Annotated in this window: 18 protein-coding genes; 7 read left to right on the top strand and 11 right to left on the bottom strand. The window is 56.9% G+C overall.

All coding sequences use genetic code 11. The features are described 5' to 3' along the window. Positions 1 to 23: 23 nt before the first annotated feature. Genes AUC45_RS12765 through AUC45_RS12780 form a run of 4 tightly spaced genes read right to left on the bottom strand, consistent with a single transcriptional unit; the run spans position 24 to position 5,601 of the window. Positions 24 to 1,370, bottom strand: a complete 1,347-nt coding sequence (locus tag AUC45_RS12765; protein ID WP_067603199.1) for a DUF3526 domain-containing protein — start codon at positions 1,368 to 1,370, stop codon at positions 24 to 26. Continuing rightward, the gene (locus AUC45_RS12770) at positions 1,367 to 2,728 is read right to left on the bottom strand and encodes an ABC transporter permease subunit (RefSeq protein ID WP_067603201.1); all 1,362 of its coding nucleotides are present in this window, start codon (positions 2,726 to 2,728) and stop codon (positions 1,367 to 1,369) included. Before AUC45_RS12770 ends, AUC45_RS12765 begins: the two co-directional genes overlap by 4 nt. Beyond that, positions 2,725 to 3,441 (bottom strand): ABC transporter ATP-binding protein, encoded by a 717-nt coding sequence (locus AUC45_RS12775; RefSeq protein ID WP_067603203.1) that lies wholly within the window; start codon positions 3,439 to 3,441, stop codon positions 2,725 to 2,727. Before AUC45_RS12775 ends, AUC45_RS12770 begins: the two co-directional genes overlap by 4 nt. Positions 3,442 to 3,444: 3 nt before the next feature. Then, entirely contained in the window at positions 3,445 to 5,601 is a 2,157-nt protein-coding gene (locus AUC45_RS12780) for a TonB-dependent siderophore receptor (protein WP_067603205.1), read from the bottom strand. A gap of 523 nt (positions 5,602 to 6,124) precedes the next feature. Between AUC45_RS12780 and AUC45_RS12785 the strand changes: the two genes are divergently transcribed. Then, complete coding sequence (locus AUC45_RS12785; protein ID WP_233998755.1) at positions 6,125 to 7,294, top strand: PQQ-dependent sugar dehydrogenase; 1,170 nt, start codon at positions 6,125 to 6,127, stop codon at positions 7,292 to 7,294. 87 nt (positions 7,295 to 7,381) lie between these two features. Here the strand turns inward: AUC45_RS12785 and AUC45_RS15785 are convergent, their stop codons facing one another. Then, on the bottom strand, positions 7,382 to 7,552 hold the full coding sequence (locus tag AUC45_RS15785; protein WP_156423848.1) for a hypothetical protein: 171 nt from the start codon (positions 7,550 to 7,552) through the stop codon (positions 7,382 to 7,384). Between the two features lie 330 nt (positions 7,553 to 7,882). Further along, the gene (locus AUC45_RS12790; protein ID WP_067603208.1) at positions 7,883 to 8,077 is read right to left on the bottom strand and encodes a hypothetical protein; all 195 of its coding nucleotides are present in this window, start codon (positions 8,075 to 8,077) and stop codon (positions 7,883 to 7,885) included. A gap of 106 nt (positions 8,078 to 8,183) precedes the next feature. Here AUC45_RS12790 and AUC45_RS12795 point away from each other — a divergent pair, with 106 nt between their 5' ends. The 6 genes from AUC45_RS12795 to AUC45_RS12820 all read left to right on the top strand — a co-directional run bounded on the left by AUC45_RS12795 (position 8,184) and on the right by AUC45_RS12820 (position 13,967). Continuing rightward, complete coding sequence (locus tag AUC45_RS12795) at positions 8,184 to 8,657, top strand: hypothetical protein (RefSeq protein WP_156423849.1); 474 nt, start codon at positions 8,184 to 8,186, stop codon at positions 8,655 to 8,657. A gap of 250 nt (positions 8,658 to 8,907) precedes the next feature. Next, on the top strand, positions 8,908 to 9,060 hold the full coding sequence (locus AUC45_RS16040) for a hypothetical protein (RefSeq protein ID WP_233998757.1): 153 nt from the start codon (positions 8,908 to 8,910) through the stop codon (positions 9,058 to 9,060). Between the two features lie 126 nt (positions 9,061 to 9,186). Next, complete coding sequence (locus AUC45_RS12805) at positions 9,187 to 11,664, top strand: TonB-dependent receptor (RefSeq protein WP_067603215.1); 2,478 nt, start codon at positions 9,187 to 9,189, stop codon at positions 11,662 to 11,664. Between the two features lie 11 nt (positions 11,665 to 11,675). Beyond that, positions 11,676 to 12,020, top strand: coding sequence for a DUF3325 family protein (locus tag AUC45_RS12810; protein ID WP_067603217.1), 345 nt, complete (start codon positions 11,676 to 11,678; stop codon positions 12,018 to 12,020). Then, positions 12,017 to 12,334, top strand: coding sequence for a hypothetical protein (locus AUC45_RS12815; RefSeq protein WP_067603219.1), 318 nt, complete (start codon positions 12,017 to 12,019; stop codon positions 12,332 to 12,334). Before AUC45_RS12810 ends, AUC45_RS12815 begins: the two co-directional genes overlap by 4 nt. 19 nt (positions 12,335 to 12,353) lie before the next feature. Then, complete coding sequence (locus AUC45_RS12820; RefSeq protein WP_067603221.1) at positions 12,354 to 13,967, top strand: PepSY domain-containing protein; 1,614 nt, start codon at positions 12,354 to 12,356, stop codon at positions 13,965 to 13,967. Positions 13,968 to 14,062: 95 nt separating this feature from the next. Here AUC45_RS12820 and AUC45_RS12825 read toward each other — a convergent pair whose 3' ends face one another. The 5 genes from AUC45_RS12825 to AUC45_RS16125 form a co-directional block, all read right to left on the bottom strand. Further along, positions 14,063 to 14,695, bottom strand: coding sequence for a tyrosine-type recombinase/integrase (locus AUC45_RS12825; RefSeq protein ID WP_067603922.1), 633 nt, complete (start codon positions 14,693 to 14,695; stop codon positions 14,063 to 14,065). A 382-nt stretch (positions 14,696 to 15,077) separates the two neighbouring features. Next, on the bottom strand, positions 15,078 to 16,724 hold the full coding sequence (locus AUC45_RS12830; RefSeq protein ID WP_067603223.1) for a recombinase family protein: 1,647 nt from the start codon (positions 16,722 to 16,724) through the stop codon (positions 15,078 to 15,080). Next, positions 16,721 to 17,140: a DUF2924 domain-containing protein gene (locus AUC45_RS12835; RefSeq protein WP_067603224.1), complete on the bottom strand. Its 420-nt coding sequence runs from the start codon at positions 17,138 to 17,140 to the stop codon at positions 16,721 to 16,723. The genes AUC45_RS12830 and AUC45_RS12835 overlap by 4 nt, the downstream gene beginning before the upstream one ends. Further along, positions 17,137 to 17,238 (bottom strand): hypothetical protein, encoded by a 102-nt coding sequence (locus AUC45_RS16045; protein ID WP_082701181.1) that lies wholly within the window; start codon positions 17,236 to 17,238, stop codon positions 17,137 to 17,139. The genes AUC45_RS12835 and AUC45_RS16045 overlap by 4 nt, the downstream gene beginning before the upstream one ends. Beyond that, positions 17,223 to 17,351: a hypothetical protein gene (locus AUC45_RS16125; protein ID WP_255356314.1), complete on the bottom strand. Its 129-nt coding sequence runs from the start codon at positions 17,349 to 17,351 to the stop codon at positions 17,223 to 17,225. Before AUC45_RS16125 ends, AUC45_RS16045 begins: the two co-directional genes overlap by 16 nt. Positions 17,352 to 17,523 lie beyond the last annotated feature (172 nt).

Consider the following 17,523-nt stretch of genomic DNA (forward strand, 5'->3'; position numbering starts at 1 on the left):
GCGGATGGCGGCCCAACGATCGGTCAACGCTTGCTACCCTCGGATGCTGCGCGATCTTCCTCATCGAAATAGAAATGTGGCGCGATCAGCACGTGATCGAGGGTTGCTCGGCGCATCAACAATGGACCAAAGATGCGTTGCAACTCAGCGTGGTACTGATCGACTTGGCGCGCAAACTCCCGGTCGCGCGCAGGGTCCCGTCCGGCCAGACGCTCGATCTCGCCACGTGCAAGCAGATACGGCGAAACGTTTGCCAGTGCGGAACCCTGTTCAAGGTAAGCTTCATTTTCTTCACGCTCCTTTGCACGTTCAGCAGCACGAAGGCGGTCGGTCTCGGTTTGAATGAGAAGGTTGGTCGGCGTGATGAGAAGTGCATCGCGTTCTAGGGCGTCGAGAAGCATCGGAGCAGCCAGTGGATCGCGGCTAGCGTAATCGCGGGTGAGTTCCTCTTCTACAGAACGCGCCGATACGGTCGCGGCCCGTTCTGCGGCAAAGACCTCCACGCTCGATGGCGGTGGTGCAGCCGCGCGTGCAGCCTGCTCGACGGCCAGCGGGGCAGCGACCACGCTTAGAAACCACAAAAGAATACCACCGGCAAAAATGCCGCTCGCGCTCCTTACCGCGAAAATGAGGACTGTAAGAAGGATGACCCAGAACGAGGCGTAAGCTGCGGTGATCAGCACGATTGACGCCGAATCGTTGAGAACAGGCGCGTCCCAGGATGAACCGGCAATGGCGACACCAATGCTTGCGAGAAGTGTTGCTGAGGCAATCGCAAAGGCGCCGCGAGCCAAAAGCTGCGTTCGCAAAAGGCGGGCAAGGCTCCCCGATTGCACCACGCTAAGCCGCAGACGCTCGGAACCGCCGCGTTCGCGAATGACATCCGCGAAAACGATCAGTACCATCAGCGGAGTCAGAAAAAGCAGCACGTCTGCCAGATCGAACGCACCAAAGGCCGCTATTGACGGGGTGAGCTCTGGCGTCTTGTTGGACCAGCGATCCGGCGGGTGAGGGTTGATGCGAAAAAGAAAAGGTTTGAGATCTGCTGCCCCTATCGCTGCACCCGCGAGTGGTTCTGGCGGCATGGCAACATGGCGAACCAATTCATATGACCACGCCTGCGCGTTCATGGGGTTGAGATACCAGACGACCTCTTCACCGGTTTCGCGGATTGTCTCAGCCTTCGCGAGAGCTTCTGCATCAGTGGCCCGGTCCAGCGCTCTGGCTTCTGCGATCGCCTCTGCTTGCTGCTCAGCCAAGGCGCGACCTTGCCATGCAGAGATCGCAACGAGGATCGCGAATACTCCGAGAAAAAGCCATAGCGCAGGAGCTTTCAGCAGCAGGCGTAGTTCAAGGGAAAACGCGCTCATGCGGCTGCTGCCCTTACTGAGCGGATGGACAGAGCCAGTAAACCTGCCGCGATTATCAGCCAAAGCACCACGCCCATCGGCCCGAGAGGACGAGCGTCCCGCTCCTCGATTTGCGCGAAAGACGCGTCGATTACAGCGCCCCAAGCTTCAGGTGAGCCAGCATCGCCGCCTTCGACCTTCGCCCATTCGCGGCCCATCGCGAGCTGTGCTGCAAGCCGCGCTTCTTCCGCGTCCTGCTCGAAGGCGATCTGGTCACGGTCGCTGGTTGTTGCGACACCATCCAAATACCGATCAGCCGCGAACAGCGGGCTAGCGAGCGACAGCCAATCCATCCAAGCCGCTTGCCGCGCCATTCCGTCTTCAAGCGGAGCAAAGAGCGGCACCAGCGCTTCGGCCGTTGCTGTCTCGGAAGCCATGATGTTGACGGCAGCAGGTGTTGGCTGCGCAATGCCTTCTTCGCGCAATTGCTCTGCAATCCGCTCCTCGGCCTTGGAGAAATCGAGATCATGGACCAATGCTTCAGCTTCGCTGCGCACGACCTGCGATGACGGCAGAGGCGCTACTATTTGCGTGACTTGAGCGGCAACGCGCGGCCACAGGACGACCGCGACGAACCACAGCATCAGCAGCAGAATGAGCGCGTTGACGGTGCGTTTGGATGCGGCTGATACAGCGACAATAACAGCTGACGCGATGAGGATGGTTGCGGCGAGGGCTGACAGCCATGCAAGTCCATCGATGATCGCTAACCCGCCGGAGGTCGCCAATCCAATCGCCAGCACTGCCGGGGCCGTGATCGCGACCAATCCTGCAATTGAAAGGGCAGCAAATTTCCCCAAAGCGATAGCTCCCGGCGGTGCTCCCGAACTGACAGAAAATGCTAGCACTCCGCTGCGACGATCGGATGCGACGATACCGTGAAAAAGGACGATGGTGAGGAGCGGCGCGATCCACAGCAGCACAGGACCAACGCCGCGAGGCAGACCCCGTCCGATAAAAGCTTGGGCGTCGACTGCCCGCAACTGCGCCGCATTGCGCTGATGCGCTTCAAGCCAGATCGCCGAACCTGAGAAATCCCACACACCGCGATCGAGGATCACACCTGCAGGAATAGGTTGAACGAGAAACAACCCGCGATGCGCGGCTGTGTGAAAATGCGTGTCGCCCAAGCCAAGCCACTGACCGATTTCCTGCTGCTGGAGATTGCCTCGCTGCGCGCTTTCCTCGGCCCAAGCGCGATGCTCTAGAACCGCAGTCCCGATCCCGATCAAACTAACCAACGCGATCAGCAGCCAAAGCGTTCGGCTGCGATGCATGATCGCCAGCTCGCGCTTGGTGACTGAGAGAAACGCGCTCATGCCGGTTCGCCGAAGATTCCGAGATACGCGCTTTCAACCTCGTCATAGCTCATCGCTTTGGGATCAAGTTCGCGAACCGCTTTCCCGTCCTTAAGGATGATCACACGGTCACCCATGTCCTTCGCTCGGAACAGATCGTGCGTCGCCATGATAACGCCGGTGCCCTGAGCACCGACCTCACGGATCAGTTCGGCAAACTCAAAGGCAGCCTTGGGATCGAGGCCGGAAGTTGGCTCGTCCAAAACCAGCAATTGCGCAGCTTTCGCAAGCGCGATGGCCACGCCGACCTTTTGACGCATGCCTTTTGAGTACCCCGACAGACGGCGCCCCCAAGCCTCTTCCTCAAGTCCCGAGCGCCGAAGGCAATCTTCGAGGTGCGCCGACGACAGATCGCTCCCGCCGACCAGCGCCGAAAAATAGCGCAAGTTTTCCATGCCCGAGAAGCGCTCATGCAAAGCGACCATTTCCGGAATATACGCCATCAAGCGGCGCGCTTCATCGGGCCGCGAGGGAACATCAACGTCACCGACTGAAACGCTGCCCGAACTCGGTTTTTCAAGCCCGAGCAGCATTTTCAGTGTCGTCGTCTTACCAGCGCCATTCGGTCCAAGCAGGCAAAGCACTTCGCCCGGATCAAACTTCAGCGACAGACTGCTAACCGCCGCCTTGTCGCCATAGAGCTTGCTGACTTCGGTCAGGTTTACGAGCGCCATGACCTAAATCTGGACGTTAATCGATGCCAGCACGCTTGCGGGTCGGCCGGGTGAACCGCCAAGCACATTCTGCCCAAAATCGAGCTCGGTGCGCAGCAGGTAATCCTCATCCAGAAGGTTGAAGCCCTGAATGCGCAAGGTCAGGCGATTATCGCCCCACGGGCGGTAAGCGGCTCCCGCATTGACCAGCGTGTAGCTGTCCAATTCCACGGTGTTGTCGAGCGTCGCAAAGCGATCGCCCACATAGTCGATCCACGTGCCAAGTTCGAACTTCCCATCGGCACTCTGCCAGTCGAGCGCTACCGAACCGAGGTGGTTGGGAGTCTGTATCACTTCAAAGCCAGCAAATCTGGTCCCGCGGATTGTGAATTCCTGCCACTCGGTGTCGGTGTAGGTGTAGTTGGCATTGGCGGAAAAACCGCCGCCGAGGTCGAAATTGCCCTCAAACTCCAGCCCGAAGACGTCGAGGCCGCCAGCGTTGATCTGGGTGTTGACCCCATCGAGGCGGAGTGTCTGCACCAAGTCGCGGCGCTCAAGGATGAACGCGGATGCACCCAAGAAGCCGCGCCCATCAGCCACGTTTGCCTTGACGCCCACTTCGTAGTTGCGGGCCACTTCCGGTTCGAGTGCATCGGCTCCCGCGCGCTCAAAGGCGAACGCACCGCCAAACGGTGGGTTGAAGCCTTCCGAATAGCTCGCATAGGCGGTCACATCGTCGGTGAAGGCGTAATCGAGCGCGATGCGCGGTGTGAAGCGATCATACTCTGCCTCAACCAGCGGATTTGGCCGGAGTTGATCTTCGAGACGCCGCTCCTGCCGGTCGTAGCGTCCGCCAACAGTTACACCCAATTGCTCGGTGATCTGGACACGCGCTTGCGCAAACACGGCGTAGACTTCCGATCGGAAATCACCGTCGCGCCGGGTAAGCACTTCAAGATCGTTGAGGTCCGTGAGAAACTCACCCGTCGCATAATTGACGGTGATTGGCGTAAAGAAATTGGTTCCTGCCGGGAAGGTGTTCGAAGCCCCGGCAGTTCCGTTGTTGATCTCGTAGTCACCACCCACGATCAGCTGGAGTGTATCGCTCGGCTCCCACGTCAACTGAGGACGGAAGCCGAAAATCTCTTCGGTGGCGGTCGGCGAAAACGGGAAGAGATCGAACGTCTGATCAACCGTGTTGATGTTGTCGATGAAGCTGCCGTCATTATCGAGAATGCGGTCCGTTTCGCGGTAATAGACTGGCAGCTGGAACGACAACGTATCGTTAAATGAATGAGTAAGCGTCGCTGCAATCTGCAGGCTTTCGTTCCGCGATTCAGCGCCAGGAATGTTGAAGCTGTCGGTCACATCGATACCCGGCACTGGAGTTGCATCGGGCAGCAAGGGTTGGATCGTCGCCACCTCCTGCTGGAGATCGAAGTAGATCGCGGAGAAGGTCAGATCAGTGTTCGGACCAAGGTCAGCTTGCAGCTTCGCGAAAAGATCGACCGCTTCGCGCTCTGTTTGATCGCGCCAGCCATCGACGCTTTGGTACGAGCCGGTAACGAGGAAGTTGACACCGTCCGCGACCGGACCTCCGACAGTCAGACGAGGCTCAATAAAGCCGAACGATCCGCCGGTCAGCGTCGCGCTCGCCGTTAATTCATCGGGCGCTTCACGAGTTATGACGTTGATCGTGCCACCGACGCCGTTGCGACCATAGAGAGCCGACGTCGGCCCGCGAACGACCTCGATGCGATCAACAGCCTCGAAGGCGAGCTGGTCATAGAACACCTGGTCGTTGAGGTTTACCTGGGGAATGCCATCGATCAGCAGCAGAACATCCGTGTTCTGGAACTGCCCACCATCGCCCGCGCTGCGCACTTGAATGATCGGGAAGTTGCCTTCGGTGTAATAGCTGATCCGAACGCCGGGCTCGCCCTGCAGGGCCTCAACCACGCTTTGTGCGCCCTGCTGCTCGATCTCTTCACGTGTCACCAAACTGATTGCCGCAGGCGTATCGAGTATTTCCCGCTCACCGCGATCAGCTGTAACAACAATCGTCCGGGCTGGGTTGTCCGAGCTGCCATCTTCAGCGGCTTCCTGCGCCAAAGCGGGAAATGCGAAGGTGAGAACCGTGGCAACAGCGAGGAGTGAAGGGAACGAGTTTGCGCGTATCATGATAGGGGATCCGTTGGTTTTTGGGACGCTGAAAAATCTTGGAGTGTTCGTGATATAATGTCTCATATCGTAGCGCACGCCCGATATTTCCAACCAATGGTCTGGTCAACCGCGGCGTTGCAGCGGCACATCTCGCAGTTCGCGCTATTCGACGAAGGGATAATGCAAGCCGATAGAGCGCGTTGACCTTGATGGAGCAGTCGACTGCGTCGCACCAACTTTTTGGTTGGGCCGTTAGCGGTCCGTCTGCCCTTGAGCCAACACATACGAAACGCGGACCCCGGACACCTAATTTCAATCCGGAAAATTGATCGGAACTAAGGGGGCATATCAATATGGACCCTAAAGTGTTTAAGCAGGTTTCTCCGAGGAGCTCATCAAACCCAGACTGAACGTCATTCATCGAATGCGGCTTTGAACACGCGTCTCTCCTGCGGCAGAGTTGTCTAATGGACCAAGGGAGGTGTGTGTGACAGGCGCGAAGGGGAGAACAAAGTTGGCGTGGATGGCCTTTGCAATGGTGATGGCCACGCCTGCAGACGGTGCTCCCCTTGCGGGGAGCCATAAAGGCTCGGTCGAGCGTGAAGTGGTGCTCGGCAACCTCAAGAGCCCTTGGGGCATGGCGTTCATCGATGCGGACACTGTCCTCATAACCGAGAAAGAAGGTGGGCTGGTGCTCGCCAATCTGGCGACCGGCACACGGATAGAAATCGCAGGGCTTCCGAGAGACATCTTCGACGATATCCGCGCCGAGGTGCCGTTTGACAATAGCGGCCTGTTCGATGTGGCGCTGGACCCTAACTTTGCGCAGGAACCGTGGGTCTATCTATCCTACAGTGCCGCCGAAGGGGAGGGCCTGACTATTAAGGTTGTGCGCGCGATGCTGGTCGATGGCGCGCTTCGTAACACCGAGACTTTACTGATTGCCGAACCGTTCACGCAAGGCGAATTCTTCCACTATGGAGGTGGCCTGGCTTTCGGAGCCGATGGCAAGCTCTTCGTGACCGTGGGCGAGCGCATCTTTAACGAGCGCGACAATCCGCCACTTCCGATTGCACAAGATGTCAGCGACTATCGCGGCAAGATCTACCGCATCAATCGCGACGGTTCGATCCCCGAGGACAATCCGGATTTCGGAGAAGGTGCGGTTCCCGGTCTCTTCGCTATCGGCATTCGCGCCGCGCAAGGCATCGCGCTCAACCCTGAGACTGGTGAGCTGTGGTTCAGCGAGCATGGCAGCCGACAGGGTGACGAGATCAATCGGCTTGTCGCAGGCGCCAATTACGGTTGGCCTATTGTGACTACAGGCGCGTATCGCAACGATGACTACGCGCCTTCACCAGCAGGCGAGACGGTGTTCCAGTCACCGGAATGGAGCTGGCTGCAGACAGTCGCGCCCACCGGTCTCACCTTCTACAACGGCGCTGAATTTCCGGAATGGCGCGGCGATCTGTTTGTCTCGGGGCTCTCGCGGGGTAGTTTCTGGCGCTTCGACTTCGAGGGTGGCAGGATCGTCAGTGTCGAAGAGATGTTCGTCAATGATCGGAAGCGTTCGAGGGACGTTGCCATGGCTCCTGATGGCTCGCTCTACATGCTTACCGATACGCTGCTTGTCGCGGGTGCCGATGGACGTCTCCAGAACACCGAGCGGCCGAGCGGCGAACTTTTGCGGATCGCTCGCAAAGCGCCTTAGGGGCCGATATCGGAATGTCAGCTTTGAGGTGAAGTAGCGTCGGAAGCGGCCCTTCCGCTCACGACCCAAAAGCAGCCAATCGAAGCATCAACCAAATGGCCGGCGAACAACAGCGGCGAGCATCTTGAGAACCGTAAAGTCGTAGCCCTTGTTTTCGATGGTGACTTCACCCTTCGGGCTTATGAGTGTGATGCCGATGAGGCTCGGGCCAGTCGCAACTGCGATGTTGATGCCGAGCTCACCGAAAAGAGCGTTCATTTCATCGGCCTTAGGGTGGGGCAGATTGAAACGAGATGGTCGACACTGGGGTTCGCCCGATTGTTCAACACTACGGCGACGCCACTCGATGACACCTGGCCTTTGACTTATGTACCCCTTACCGATTGAAGCTCGTGTGTAATCTGATCCGTTCCTACTCGTTGTCGAGTCAACCTCGACGATGCTTCTTGGGGGTACGCCAGCTTCTTTTGCTCGTTTGGCAAAGGCTGTGATGTTGGCAGTTGCCGCATACCAGAAGAGCAGCTTGGGTTGAGAAAGCCCAGTCATGAACGACTTGAAGGGATGGATGCCGCGGTGGTCTGGATGTGGTCAAATGATCTCCAGGAAGCTTTGCTCGGCAATGGGAATGGCCGCGCTCCAGTAGAAGTCCTTCGGATCCCGTTTGGCCAGGGTCACCTCAACGCCCGTTAGCTCTAGGACGAATTCCACGCTCTTCACGTTGTCGGAAACGGCGAGCGCTATGTGATCGAGCTGCGTTCCGCCGCGATCAAGAACAAGTGACATCGCTTTTTCTCCCCTAAAACATCGAAAGCACCTTGCCCTTATTGCGAATGCGTTGCAATATAAGAAATGGGATTAGGAAGATCGTGCGGAGTCGCTGGAGGATAGAATGCGAGATGCGAGAAAACGAGCGTTCGAGGATGCAATGTTCGTACGCCTATTCCGGCTTTGGGCTATGGGTCGGGAGGACCACACTTCAGCACTTCCTGCAATGCATGCAGAAGCGACGAAGCATGGCTACAAGGATCATGCGGCGGCTGCTTGCTCGAGCCTGTTCGAACTCGTCGAGGGACATCTTGGTCGGCAGCTAGTGCGCGAATGCTGTTGCAGCCCCAGCTTTTCCTCCGATGAAAAGGCGTTGATCGGAATTCTCCGCTCGGCGCTCTCGCTTTTCTCAGGGCGCGGATCGCGCGAGGTGCCCCATGGGTTACCAGGCGCGATCAGCTGGGCAGCGAGCTGCGTGTGCGATGCCATGGGCATTACGATCGATCCAGAGATTCAAGCGCTGAAGAGCTCTTCAGCCAACCGACAGGACTGTCCGTTCAAGTCCACCGCAGGGGAGGCCGCGATCTACGGCCTTTGATCTTGCCCAACTAATCTCCACTCCAGACATGCGGCGCGCTGACTCGACAAGATCGCGCATCGTTGGTGCGCTACGCTACTGCCATGTGTCGCGCGCTGCAGGCAAATACAGTGCGCAGGCTTTGGGTTATCACCTCGGATGCTCCGGGGCGGTCTCGAATTTTCACGTTTTTCTAGATGAGACCGGCCGCGCTTGGCCGGAGCCGACCTCATTGAACTGCCCTTGCAATACTCGCTTCAGCTACGACGAGATGCTGCTCGCAGACCTGTGCGTCGCAGCGGCGGGAAGCGATAGAGCAGCCTTCGACAGCATGACCGAGGATATGCTTGGCATTGCCGCGCGTCACTCCATTTGGGCATCGGCCAGGCGTTTGATGCGGCACCTCGTCGCGATTGCAGTCTGAACCGGCCAGCAAGCCAGTGACAAATCAGCCACAAAGCCACACAAACTGCGAACGGATCGCAATATCTTTGCAAATAAGAATGATTCGCGTTAGCGCTGGACGGACGGGAATTTCAGGGGACTATTGATGACGTTTGGTTTTTCGTGCGCGGCGCGCAGCTCTCTCATGTTCGGAAGCGGGCTCGCTGCACTTGCGCTTACCGGCACGGGCGCGTTCGCGCAGGAAACTGGCGGCGCTAATGACGATGCGCTTGTCAGCGAAGGGATAGCTGAGCAGACCGATGATGATCAGCCAATTATCATTGTCACGGGCCAAAAGATCGCCCGTAGCCTGCAAGATACGCAAGCCTCGGTCGCGGTGATCGATCAGCAGGCAATCCAGGACAAGAACTTCCGCGACGTATACGACGCGCTAAACCAAACGGCCAATGTGGCCAGCCTGTTTGATGGCGCCGGTTTCTCCATTCGCGGTCTGCGCAACACCGGTGCGGGATCGGGAGAATCCACCAGCGATGTGGCGTCGATCTTCGTTGATGGTGTCTTCATTCCGAGCAGCCTTTTAACCAATGGCGCTTTCAGCATTTGGGATGCCCAGAGCGTCGAAGTTTTCAGAGGGCCGCAATCCACCATTCAGGGACGTAACTCGCTCGCTGGTGCAGTTGTCATTCGTACTGTCGACCCGGGCAACTCGTTTTCAGGTGATTTTCAAGCAGAGTTGGCTGAGTTCAACACATTCCGCAGTTCAGCGGCTTTAACTATACCGATCGCTCCCAGGCAGGTGTCGTTGCGCCTCGCCGGCGACTATTCGCGGTCAGACGGATTTCAGAACAGCACATTTCTGGATCGCGATGATATCGACGAATCCGAGGCAATCACCGGCAGGGCAACTTTGCTGCTAACACCTGAGTTCGCGCCCGATCTCACAGCCCGTTTCTCCCTCACTTATTCGGACAACGAAGAAGGCGAGAACCGCGTGGTAGAAGAGCTGTTTCGACAGGATGGCCAGCGCACATCCAACCAGAACAACATAGATCGCCAAGGCGCCGAAGCATACATTGCTTCGGGTGAGATCAGCTACGAATTCAGCGACGAATGGTCGCTCACATCGATCACCAGTTTCATCGACAGCACCAGCTTCTTCAACTTTGACCCGGATAGCACCAATCCGACCGTCACTGAATTGAACGATGATCTGCAACGCACTCAAAACGATGACCGCATCTTCACTCAGGAACTTCGCCTGACTTATGAGGGCGATGGTATTTCAGCGCTGCTCGGTGGGTACTTCTTTGACAATGAGGGAAGCGGTGACAGCGATAACAGTACTGTAGTCGACACCAACTTTGCGTTTCCACAAGCGCCCACCTTGGCGGGTTTGATCTTCATGACGCCAGCGCCATCGCCCCAACAAATCGCCCAAGCAACAGCAATTCGTCAGCTTATCGTAGCAGAGGTTCCAAACTTCCCCGTGCAACTGGTGCGGCAGAGCACGACAGATGTTCAGAATTACGCAGTCTTTGGCGAAGCGACGATTGATCTAACCGATAGCTTGCACATTACGCTAGGCGCTCGATACGATAAGGAAGAGGTCAGTCAGACGGTTTTCGACGCGACAATCGTCCCAGATCTGACAGTCGGCAATCCCTTGATCGATCCAGTTCTATTGGCAGCACAGCAGCAGTTTTCAAACGCCTTCACATTCGAAGCAGACAACGACTTTGAGGCTTTCTTGCCCAAAGCTGGCATCGTTTACGATATCAGTGATGATGTATCGCTCGGCTTCACCTATCAGCGTGCATACCGGGCTGGTGCTCTTTCGTTCAACACGTTCCGAGCGGCTTTGGCCCCCGAGGGAAGCGATCAGGCGGCCCTCGAACAGGCTAATATCGTCAACAGCTTTGACCCAGAATTCACCAACAATTACGAGCTCTCGTTCCGCTCGGTTTGGGGCGGTGGCGCGCTTGTCCTGAACGCAAACGCGTACATCATCGATTACACCGACCAGCAGATCCTTGTTCAGTTGACGCCAAATCCGCTCGATACGATCACCGACAACGCGGGTGCATCGCGTCTCATGGGCTTCGAGATTGAGAGCACTTTCGAGCCGACTGACGGTCTCACCATGTTCGTCAATCTAGGCTATTCCGATACGGAGTTCACCGAGGCCGCAGCGGTCCTTGGCGGCGACATAACGGGGTTTGAGTTTACCTACGCACCTGATGTGACCGTGGGGATCGGCGGGCGCTACGAGCATGACAGCGGTTTCTACACGAACCTTCAAACCCGCTTCACCGATGGTAGCTTTACCAGCGTCGTTGATCTCAATCGCAGCGCGCCCACAATCGAAGAGCGCGTGCAGCAGCCAACGGGTTTTAACGATTCCGCTTTTACCGTTGATCTCAATATCGGGTGGGAGGGCGATTACTTCGGGGTCGAAGTGTTCGTTCGCAACCTCACCGACGAAGAATTCTTCACCTTCGATCCGTTCAACGACCCTGTTGATGCGGTAAACAGCCCGCGCGGCCCCTTCATTCCGAACAACGAGACCACCGCAATTGTGGGTGCGCCTCGACAATTCGGTGTGCGGGTCCGGGGAAGCTTCTGAGACCAGCTTCCATGGACCTGCTCACCATTACAGCGCTGCTTTACGTATCTTCGGTCGGATTTTTTCACGCGGGCACGAAGCGTACGGCGTTTACAAAAGTGAAGAGCTCGGCCGCGCTCCGGCGAACGCTGTCGCTCTTGGCCTGGGCCGGAGTGATCGCTGCGCTTGGACTGATAGTCTCTCGCAAGGGCTTTGAGGTTGGCATCCCGCTTTGGATTGGGGCTTGGGTTGTCGCGGCTGTCCTGAGCGTGTTTTTGGAGGCGGTCTGGAAGCGCGCGCATTTACCGAGCGCTCTTGTGAGCATCGCCGTGTTCGCTCTCGGGCTCGCGCTCGTGCCGTGGGGGGCAAGCTCATGAGCCCGGTGATGATGGGCGTGCTCGGCACACTTCTGCTCGGCATCTGCTATGGGACATGGCGCAATCCGCGGCTTTGGAGCGCGCTGTTCTGGTCGTTCGTCGCGACCTTCATGCTCACCGCGGCTTTGTCAGTCGCCTTTCCTGCCCCGTTCAAAGACAAGGTTTTCGCGCTGACAATCGTGATGCCATTGGTCTGGGTCGGTTTCCAGTTCTGGCTGTATTGGAACCCGGGACGTTGGACTGTCACCATAGCCCTGTTTGTGATAACGATTCTCAGTACAGCAACTGTATTGATCAGCCCGCCTCCTGTCTGATTTCTTGCAAGGATCATCGATGGCCAATCGCGAACGCCAAATCCGCATCTACGATCTGCACTCATGGACCGGCGTAGCGCTCGGCATCATGATGTTCTTTGTCTGCTTCACGGGCAGCGTGGCGCTCTTCCACCATGAGTTTGAGCCTTGGGAAGATGAAGCGCGGCGCGGTGAGATTGCAGCGAACTCGGTTCCGATCCATGACACTCTGACTGAGTTTGTGGAAACGCGAACCGAAGGCTTCGAACCGACTTTCGTCAATGCGACTTTGCCGCATGGCGAACACGGACACTACGATCTCTTTGCAGGCGGAAATGACGAGGAGGGGGAATTCCAGTTCGTCGAAGCCCGATATTCCGCGACGACCGGCGAAGAACTGGCTTTCCGCGAGGATGGCGCAAACCGCCTGCTCTACAATCTGCACCGCGACCTCTCTTGGCCGGAGACACTTGGAGGTCGGCAGGTTGGGCGCATTGTAGTAGGTCTAGTCGGGATTGCATTTCTTTTGCTAGTCCTCACTGGGGTTGTCGCTCACACGAAAATCACAAAGGAACTCTTCACTCTCCGCTACCTCAAGTCTGTTCGCCTTAAATGGCAGGACAGCCACAAAGTGCTGGGGCTTTGGACATCGCCATTCGCTGCGATGATTGCCTTGACCGGAGCCTTCCTTGGCGTTGTCGCTCTGCTCCTCCCTCTTATGGCGTTCGTCACCATGAAAGGTGATGAGGAAGCTCTCATTGAAAAGCTCGGCCTTGCCCAGGGCGAGCCTGCCGGGATCAGCGCGCCGATGCTTCCAGTCGATACGATCGGGCCGCGCGTTCATCCGGAAACCGGCAATCCAGTAACATTCATCCAGTACACCAACTGGGGTGATCAAAACGCCACCGCGCGTCTCCACTATAAGGCCGAAACGCGCCTACTGTACTCGGATGTTATTGAGACAAGCGCTGTTACCGGCGAGCGAATTCCCAACACCGACATCTTCACTAGCGGAGGCGCGTTCGGCTATGTGCTCGCGACCTTCTCGCCGCTTCACTATGGGACTTATGGCGGGATCACTCTGAAGCTGATTTACTTCGCGCTCGGCATGTCGATTGCGATCATGTCAGCTCTGGGAACTATGATGTGGATCGAGCGACGCAGGCATGGCGGCGAAGGCGGCAAGAGCGACCGGTTCTATGCGATCTTGAGCGGTATCAACACTGGCGTTTGCGCCGGGTTGCCGCTTGCATCCGTCGCTGTGCTTGCTTTCGACAAGGTCTACTGGGGCGCAGAAGCGGCACGATATTCAGCCATGGTCTGGTTCTTTTTCGGCGCGTGGATAGTCGCTGCCATCGGCGGTTTTGTGCGCGGCAATGATTACAAGGCAAACCGCGAAATGCTTGCTGCGACCGGCTTTGGCCTTATCGCTCTTGCAGCGCTCAACTGGGTCGTCACCGACGATTTTTTGTGGAGCGCATTTGGAACCGGGGCGGCTGGATCGGCGTGGTTCGATCTGGCGTTTATTCTTCTAGGCTCTGCTGCGATTGCTGTTGCCGCCAAGCTGCCCGCAGATCGCCCTGTCGACAAGCGCCGTGATAGAAAATCTGCGTCTTCTAGAGAAGTAGATGCCGAGCTCCAGCCTGCCGAATAGGCCTAGCTGAGCGTAAGTCTGAGACACCATAGTAGCGTCTGCTTCCACCCCCAGAAGCGGACGCTGACTAGGTTTAGGCCAGCGCCCAACTCCGGTCAGATCTCGGTTTTCTCGGCAAGTGTAAGAGCGTCTTCTATATCGACGCCAAGGTATCGGACAGTGTTTTCAATCTTGGAATGACCAAGCAAAATTTGGATTGCTCGGATGTTACCTGTGGCCTTGTAGATGATCGAGTCCTTCGTTCGACGAAGCGAATGTGTGCCATATTGCTCTGGACGCAGGCCAATCGCTTCAACCCACTCATCGACAAGCCGAGCGTATTGCCGCGTGCTCAAATGACGGGTGTGATCCACCCGGCTCGGAAAGACGAAGTTCTCGACGTTACCTCCTCTCAGCTCCAGCCAGGCAAACAGGCTTGCCCGCGCGTCTGCCGCTATCTCGAACTGAACGGGGCGTCCCGTCTTGCGCTGAGTGATCGTAGCCCGCATTCTAATTTCTGGACCGCTCACCAAGTCACCAATCTTGAGCTCTACGAGGTCGCAACCGCGTAACTTGCTGTCGATCGCCAGATCAAACAGCGCTCGGTCTCTGATGCGTTCCTCACGATCAAGGAAAAAGCGGATCGCCCAGATTTGTTTCTGATTGAACGGACGCTTGGGGCCGATCTTAGCGCCAAAGTTCCAGGGCACGCGGTTTTGAGCAGCAGGGTCAAAGTGTGAGTAAGTCATGTTCATTCTCCATGGCCGGAATGGCCTCGGAGAATGTCCGCTTCTGAGAGCTAAGATCCCGGATGGTTATGTCTGGGATTGGGGCGCATTGCGGTCATTCGGAGTGAGATCGAGCCAACTCGAGCAGCTCGATTGCCCGGTTCAGTTCGCATAGAGCGCTTTCAATGGTGGATTGGACCTGATTAGGCTGCTTGCTTGGTAGGAGTATGAGCTCGGCGCTAGTATCCTCAAGAATCATTCCAACCTACGCCGACAACTCCATTGCTGTGTCTTTCCGCTTTTCATCCATGGGGGCAAACAGCCGCCATTGTGCGCAGAAGTCCATAACTAGCTTTTTGAAAGTCAAGCTGCATGGAGCTACCGGTTGGGGCGCAAGTCGGCATTACTGGGCCAGGTATCTTTCTGCTTGCGTCTGCCAAGAGCCAGGTACTGCTTCCGGTGCGAACAGGCCGCTTGTTGTGAGGTCGCCGCGGGCGCGGCCATCCAGGAAGGCGTCGGTTAGCTTCGGGGATAAAAAAGCCAGTCGTACAATGCGGGTCACGTAAGAGGCTGTGACCTTTTCTCTCCGCGCAAGACCGGCGATGTCGAGCTTGCCCTTGGCGAGTTCTTTCCACCACGCATGAGCTCGAGCCAGTGTCGCAATCATCTGAGGCGATGCGTTTTGTTGTGTGTGCGTCACCTCGGAGCTGTCGACGAAGCGCAGCGTATAGCCAGACCTTGCGAGCGAACATTTGACGAGAATATCGATAGGATCGTTGTTGGTGTCATCGATAGTAACCCCAAACCAGGTGCACAAACCGGCCCTACTGAGACGTATCGCGAGGTGATCGGGATGAACGCGGACTTGCTCGATGAGGACGGGGATGTCTGCGGCCCTGACCTTCCTCGCGCCATTGTCGCTAGACATATGCCTAGCCCACTGCGCAAAAGCCGCGGGACTAAGTTTCTCAAGCAGTTGCGTCGGCGTGGTTAAAGCTGCTTCGATCTTACCGCGCACAAGGCGCTCAAGCTTCGAGGCAGGGACCCTGATTGCTTTCTGTCCTGAGCCGTGAGCCTTCTGATGCGATCGACTGACGTAATAGCGGTATCGTTTCTTGCCCTTCGTTGTGTGCACCGGAACGAGCGGCTTGTCGTGCCTATCGAACAGCAATCCTGCGAGCGGGCTGGTGTTGCGCCGCGTTGCAAGGCGCTTTCCAGGAGAATTGCTCGTCAGCCTCCCTTGGACACGCTTCCACTGCTCAAGATCAATGATGGCCGTGTGTTGACCTTCAAAGGTCGCACCCTTGTGAGCGATGCGCCCAATGTAGATCGGGTTTTTGAGCATTGTATAGATTTGCCCACGTCCGAGATGACCCCCTCCATAGGCCTTGCCCTTCTGCGTGGTTCTTACTGGCGAGCGCACATCCTCTTGGAGGAGTGCTTCTTGTACCAGCCTGACATTGCCCAGTTGCTCGTAGCGATCAAACACTAGCTGCACGATCTGTTTATGCTCGGGGACGACCTTCAAGCTCCGACCATCCGGCTCGTAGCCCAGAGGCGAGATCCCTCCCATCCACATACCCTTTGATTTAGAAGCTGCAATCTTGTCGCGGATCCGTTCAGCGGTGACCTCTCGCTCAAATTGAGCAAACGAAAGCAGCATATTAAGTGTGAGCCGCCCCATACTCGTTGTGGTGTTGAATGACTGGGTCACCGAGACAAAGCTTGTCTCTGCCTCATCGAAGGTCTCAACAAGCTTGGCAAAGTCGAGTAAAGACCGGGTGAGCCGATCGACCTTGTAGACGACGATGATGTCGATCCGGCCTGAACACACATCAGAAAGGAGGCGTTGCAGGGCAGGGCGCTCTAGCGTGCCCCCAGACAGGCCGCCGTCATCGTAGCGTTCCTTGCTTAAGCTCCATCCTTCGCTCGCCTGGCTCGCGATATAGGCGGCGCAAGCCTCGTATTGCGCGTCGAGTGAGTTGAAGTCTTGCTCCAGACCATCTTCACTCGACTTACGAGTGTAGATTGCGCAGCGGACACTCGTCATGCTGCGGCCCTAGTTTTAAGGCCGAAGAATGCAGGGCCAGACCAATGTGTGCCGGTGATCGCTTTGGCCACTTGGCTAAGTGAATTCCAGCTCTGGTCACTCCAACAAATAGCGCCTTCATCATCAATAGTGACGACATGCACGGTCCCATTCCATTCGCGAACCAAACGCATGCCTGAAGTAATGCGATCCGTCTTGGTCTTTCCTTTCGCGGCTTGCTCGAGCTGCTGCTGTGTCCGACGGGAAAGCCCACCGAATGCTTGAGCCTGCAGTTCCCACGCCAATGCCAGTCGAAGCATTGCTGCGCTAAGGCGCGGGACTGGACTGGAAGTGATTGTAGCCCATCGTTTGCGAAGGTCATGCAACGACATAGTCTCGAGCGAGGCGAGGTTATCCCCTACGACCTTGTCACTCATGAGCTTGTCTCAACGATACGGTAGCATGTGGCCTCGCCGCGTTTCGTGCGCTCGATGGTATGCCCCTTTTTGCGGAGGCTAGTCAGAGCGGCGCGGATCGAATGCTTTTGCCAGCCTGTTCCTTCTCAAGCTCGTCAAGAGTTGCTCCTTTCGCACATTCCAGAAGTGGCACGAAGGTGGCGGTTTTGGTTGTGGGTTTACTTTTGCTCATGGGCTTTCCTTTCAAGGCAGAGGCACGGTGTATGCTTCCATTGCCGAAAGGTCCGACAAAGCGGAGTTGTGTGGTAGGCGATCGGATGACCTGACTGCGAGGGCCGAGGTCAGTGGTGAGACCAATGCTCTGAGTTCAGGCTAAGTCGAGTGGAAAGTGCCTTGAAACGATA

This window comes from Erythrobacter sp. YT30 (assembly GCF_001542875.1).
GTDB lineage: Bacteria > Pseudomonadota > Alphaproteobacteria > Sphingomonadales > Sphingomonadaceae > Erythrobacter.

Excerpts from the sequence above, each read along its gene's own strand:
- AUC45_RS12765 (WP_067603199.1), bottom strand. The coding sequence starts at position 1,370 with ATGAGCGCGTTTTCCCTTGAACTACGCCTGCTGCTGAAAGCTCCTGCG.
- AUC45_RS12770 (WP_067603201.1), bottom strand. The coding sequence starts at position 2,728 with ATGAGCGCGTTTCTCTCAGTCACCAAGCGCGAGCTGGCGATCATGCAT.
- AUC45_RS12775 (WP_067603203.1), bottom strand. The coding sequence starts at position 3,441 with ATGGCGCTCGTAAACCTGACCGAAGTCAGCAAGCTCTATGGCGACAAG.
- AUC45_RS12780 (WP_067603205.1), bottom strand. The coding sequence starts at position 5,601 with ATGATACGCGCAAACTCGTTCCCTTCACTCCTCGCTGTTGCCACGGTT.
- AUC45_RS12785 (WP_233998755.1), top strand. The coding sequence starts at position 6,125 with ATGGCCACGCCTGCAGACGGTGCTCCCCTTGCGGGGAGCCATAAAGGC.
- AUC45_RS15785 (WP_156423848.1), bottom strand. The coding sequence starts at position 7,552 with ATGAACGCTCTTTTCGGTGAGCTCGGCATCAACATCGCAGTTGCGACT.
- AUC45_RS12790 (WP_067603208.1), bottom strand. The coding sequence starts at position 8,077 with ATGTCACTTGTTCTTGATCGCGGCGGAACGCAGCTCGATCACATAGCG.
- AUC45_RS12795 (WP_156423849.1), top strand. The coding sequence starts at position 8,184 with ATGCGAGATGCGAGAAAACGAGCGTTCGAGGATGCAATGTTCGTACGC.
- AUC45_RS16040 (WP_233998757.1), top strand. The coding sequence starts at position 8,908 with ATGCTGCTCGCAGACCTGTGCGTCGCAGCGGCGGGAAGCGATAGAGCA.
- AUC45_RS12805 (WP_067603215.1), top strand. The coding sequence starts at position 9,187 with ATGACGTTTGGTTTTTCGTGCGCGGCGCGCAGCTCTCTCATGTTCGGA.
- AUC45_RS12810 (WP_067603217.1), top strand. The coding sequence starts at position 11,676 with ATGGACCTGCTCACCATTACAGCGCTGCTTTACGTATCTTCGGTCGGA.
- AUC45_RS12815 (WP_067603219.1), top strand. The coding sequence starts at position 12,017 with ATGAGCCCGGTGATGATGGGCGTGCTCGGCACACTTCTGCTCGGCATC.
- AUC45_RS12820 (WP_067603221.1), top strand. The coding sequence starts at position 12,354 with ATGGCCAATCGCGAACGCCAAATCCGCATCTACGATCTGCACTCATGG.
- AUC45_RS12825 (WP_067603922.1), bottom strand. The coding sequence starts at position 14,695 with ATGACTTACTCACACTTTGACCCTGCTGCTCAAAACCGCGTGCCCTGG.
- AUC45_RS12830 (WP_067603223.1), bottom strand. The coding sequence starts at position 16,724 with ATGACGAGTGTCCGCTGCGCAATCTACACTCGTAAGTCGAGTGAAGAT.
- AUC45_RS12835 (WP_067603224.1), bottom strand. The coding sequence starts at position 17,140 with ATGAGTGACAAGGTCGTAGGGGATAACCTCGCCTCGCTCGAGACTATG.
- AUC45_RS16125 (WP_255356314.1), bottom strand. The coding sequence starts at position 17,351 with ATGAGCAAAAGTAAACCCACAACCAAAACCGCCACCTTCGTGCCACTT.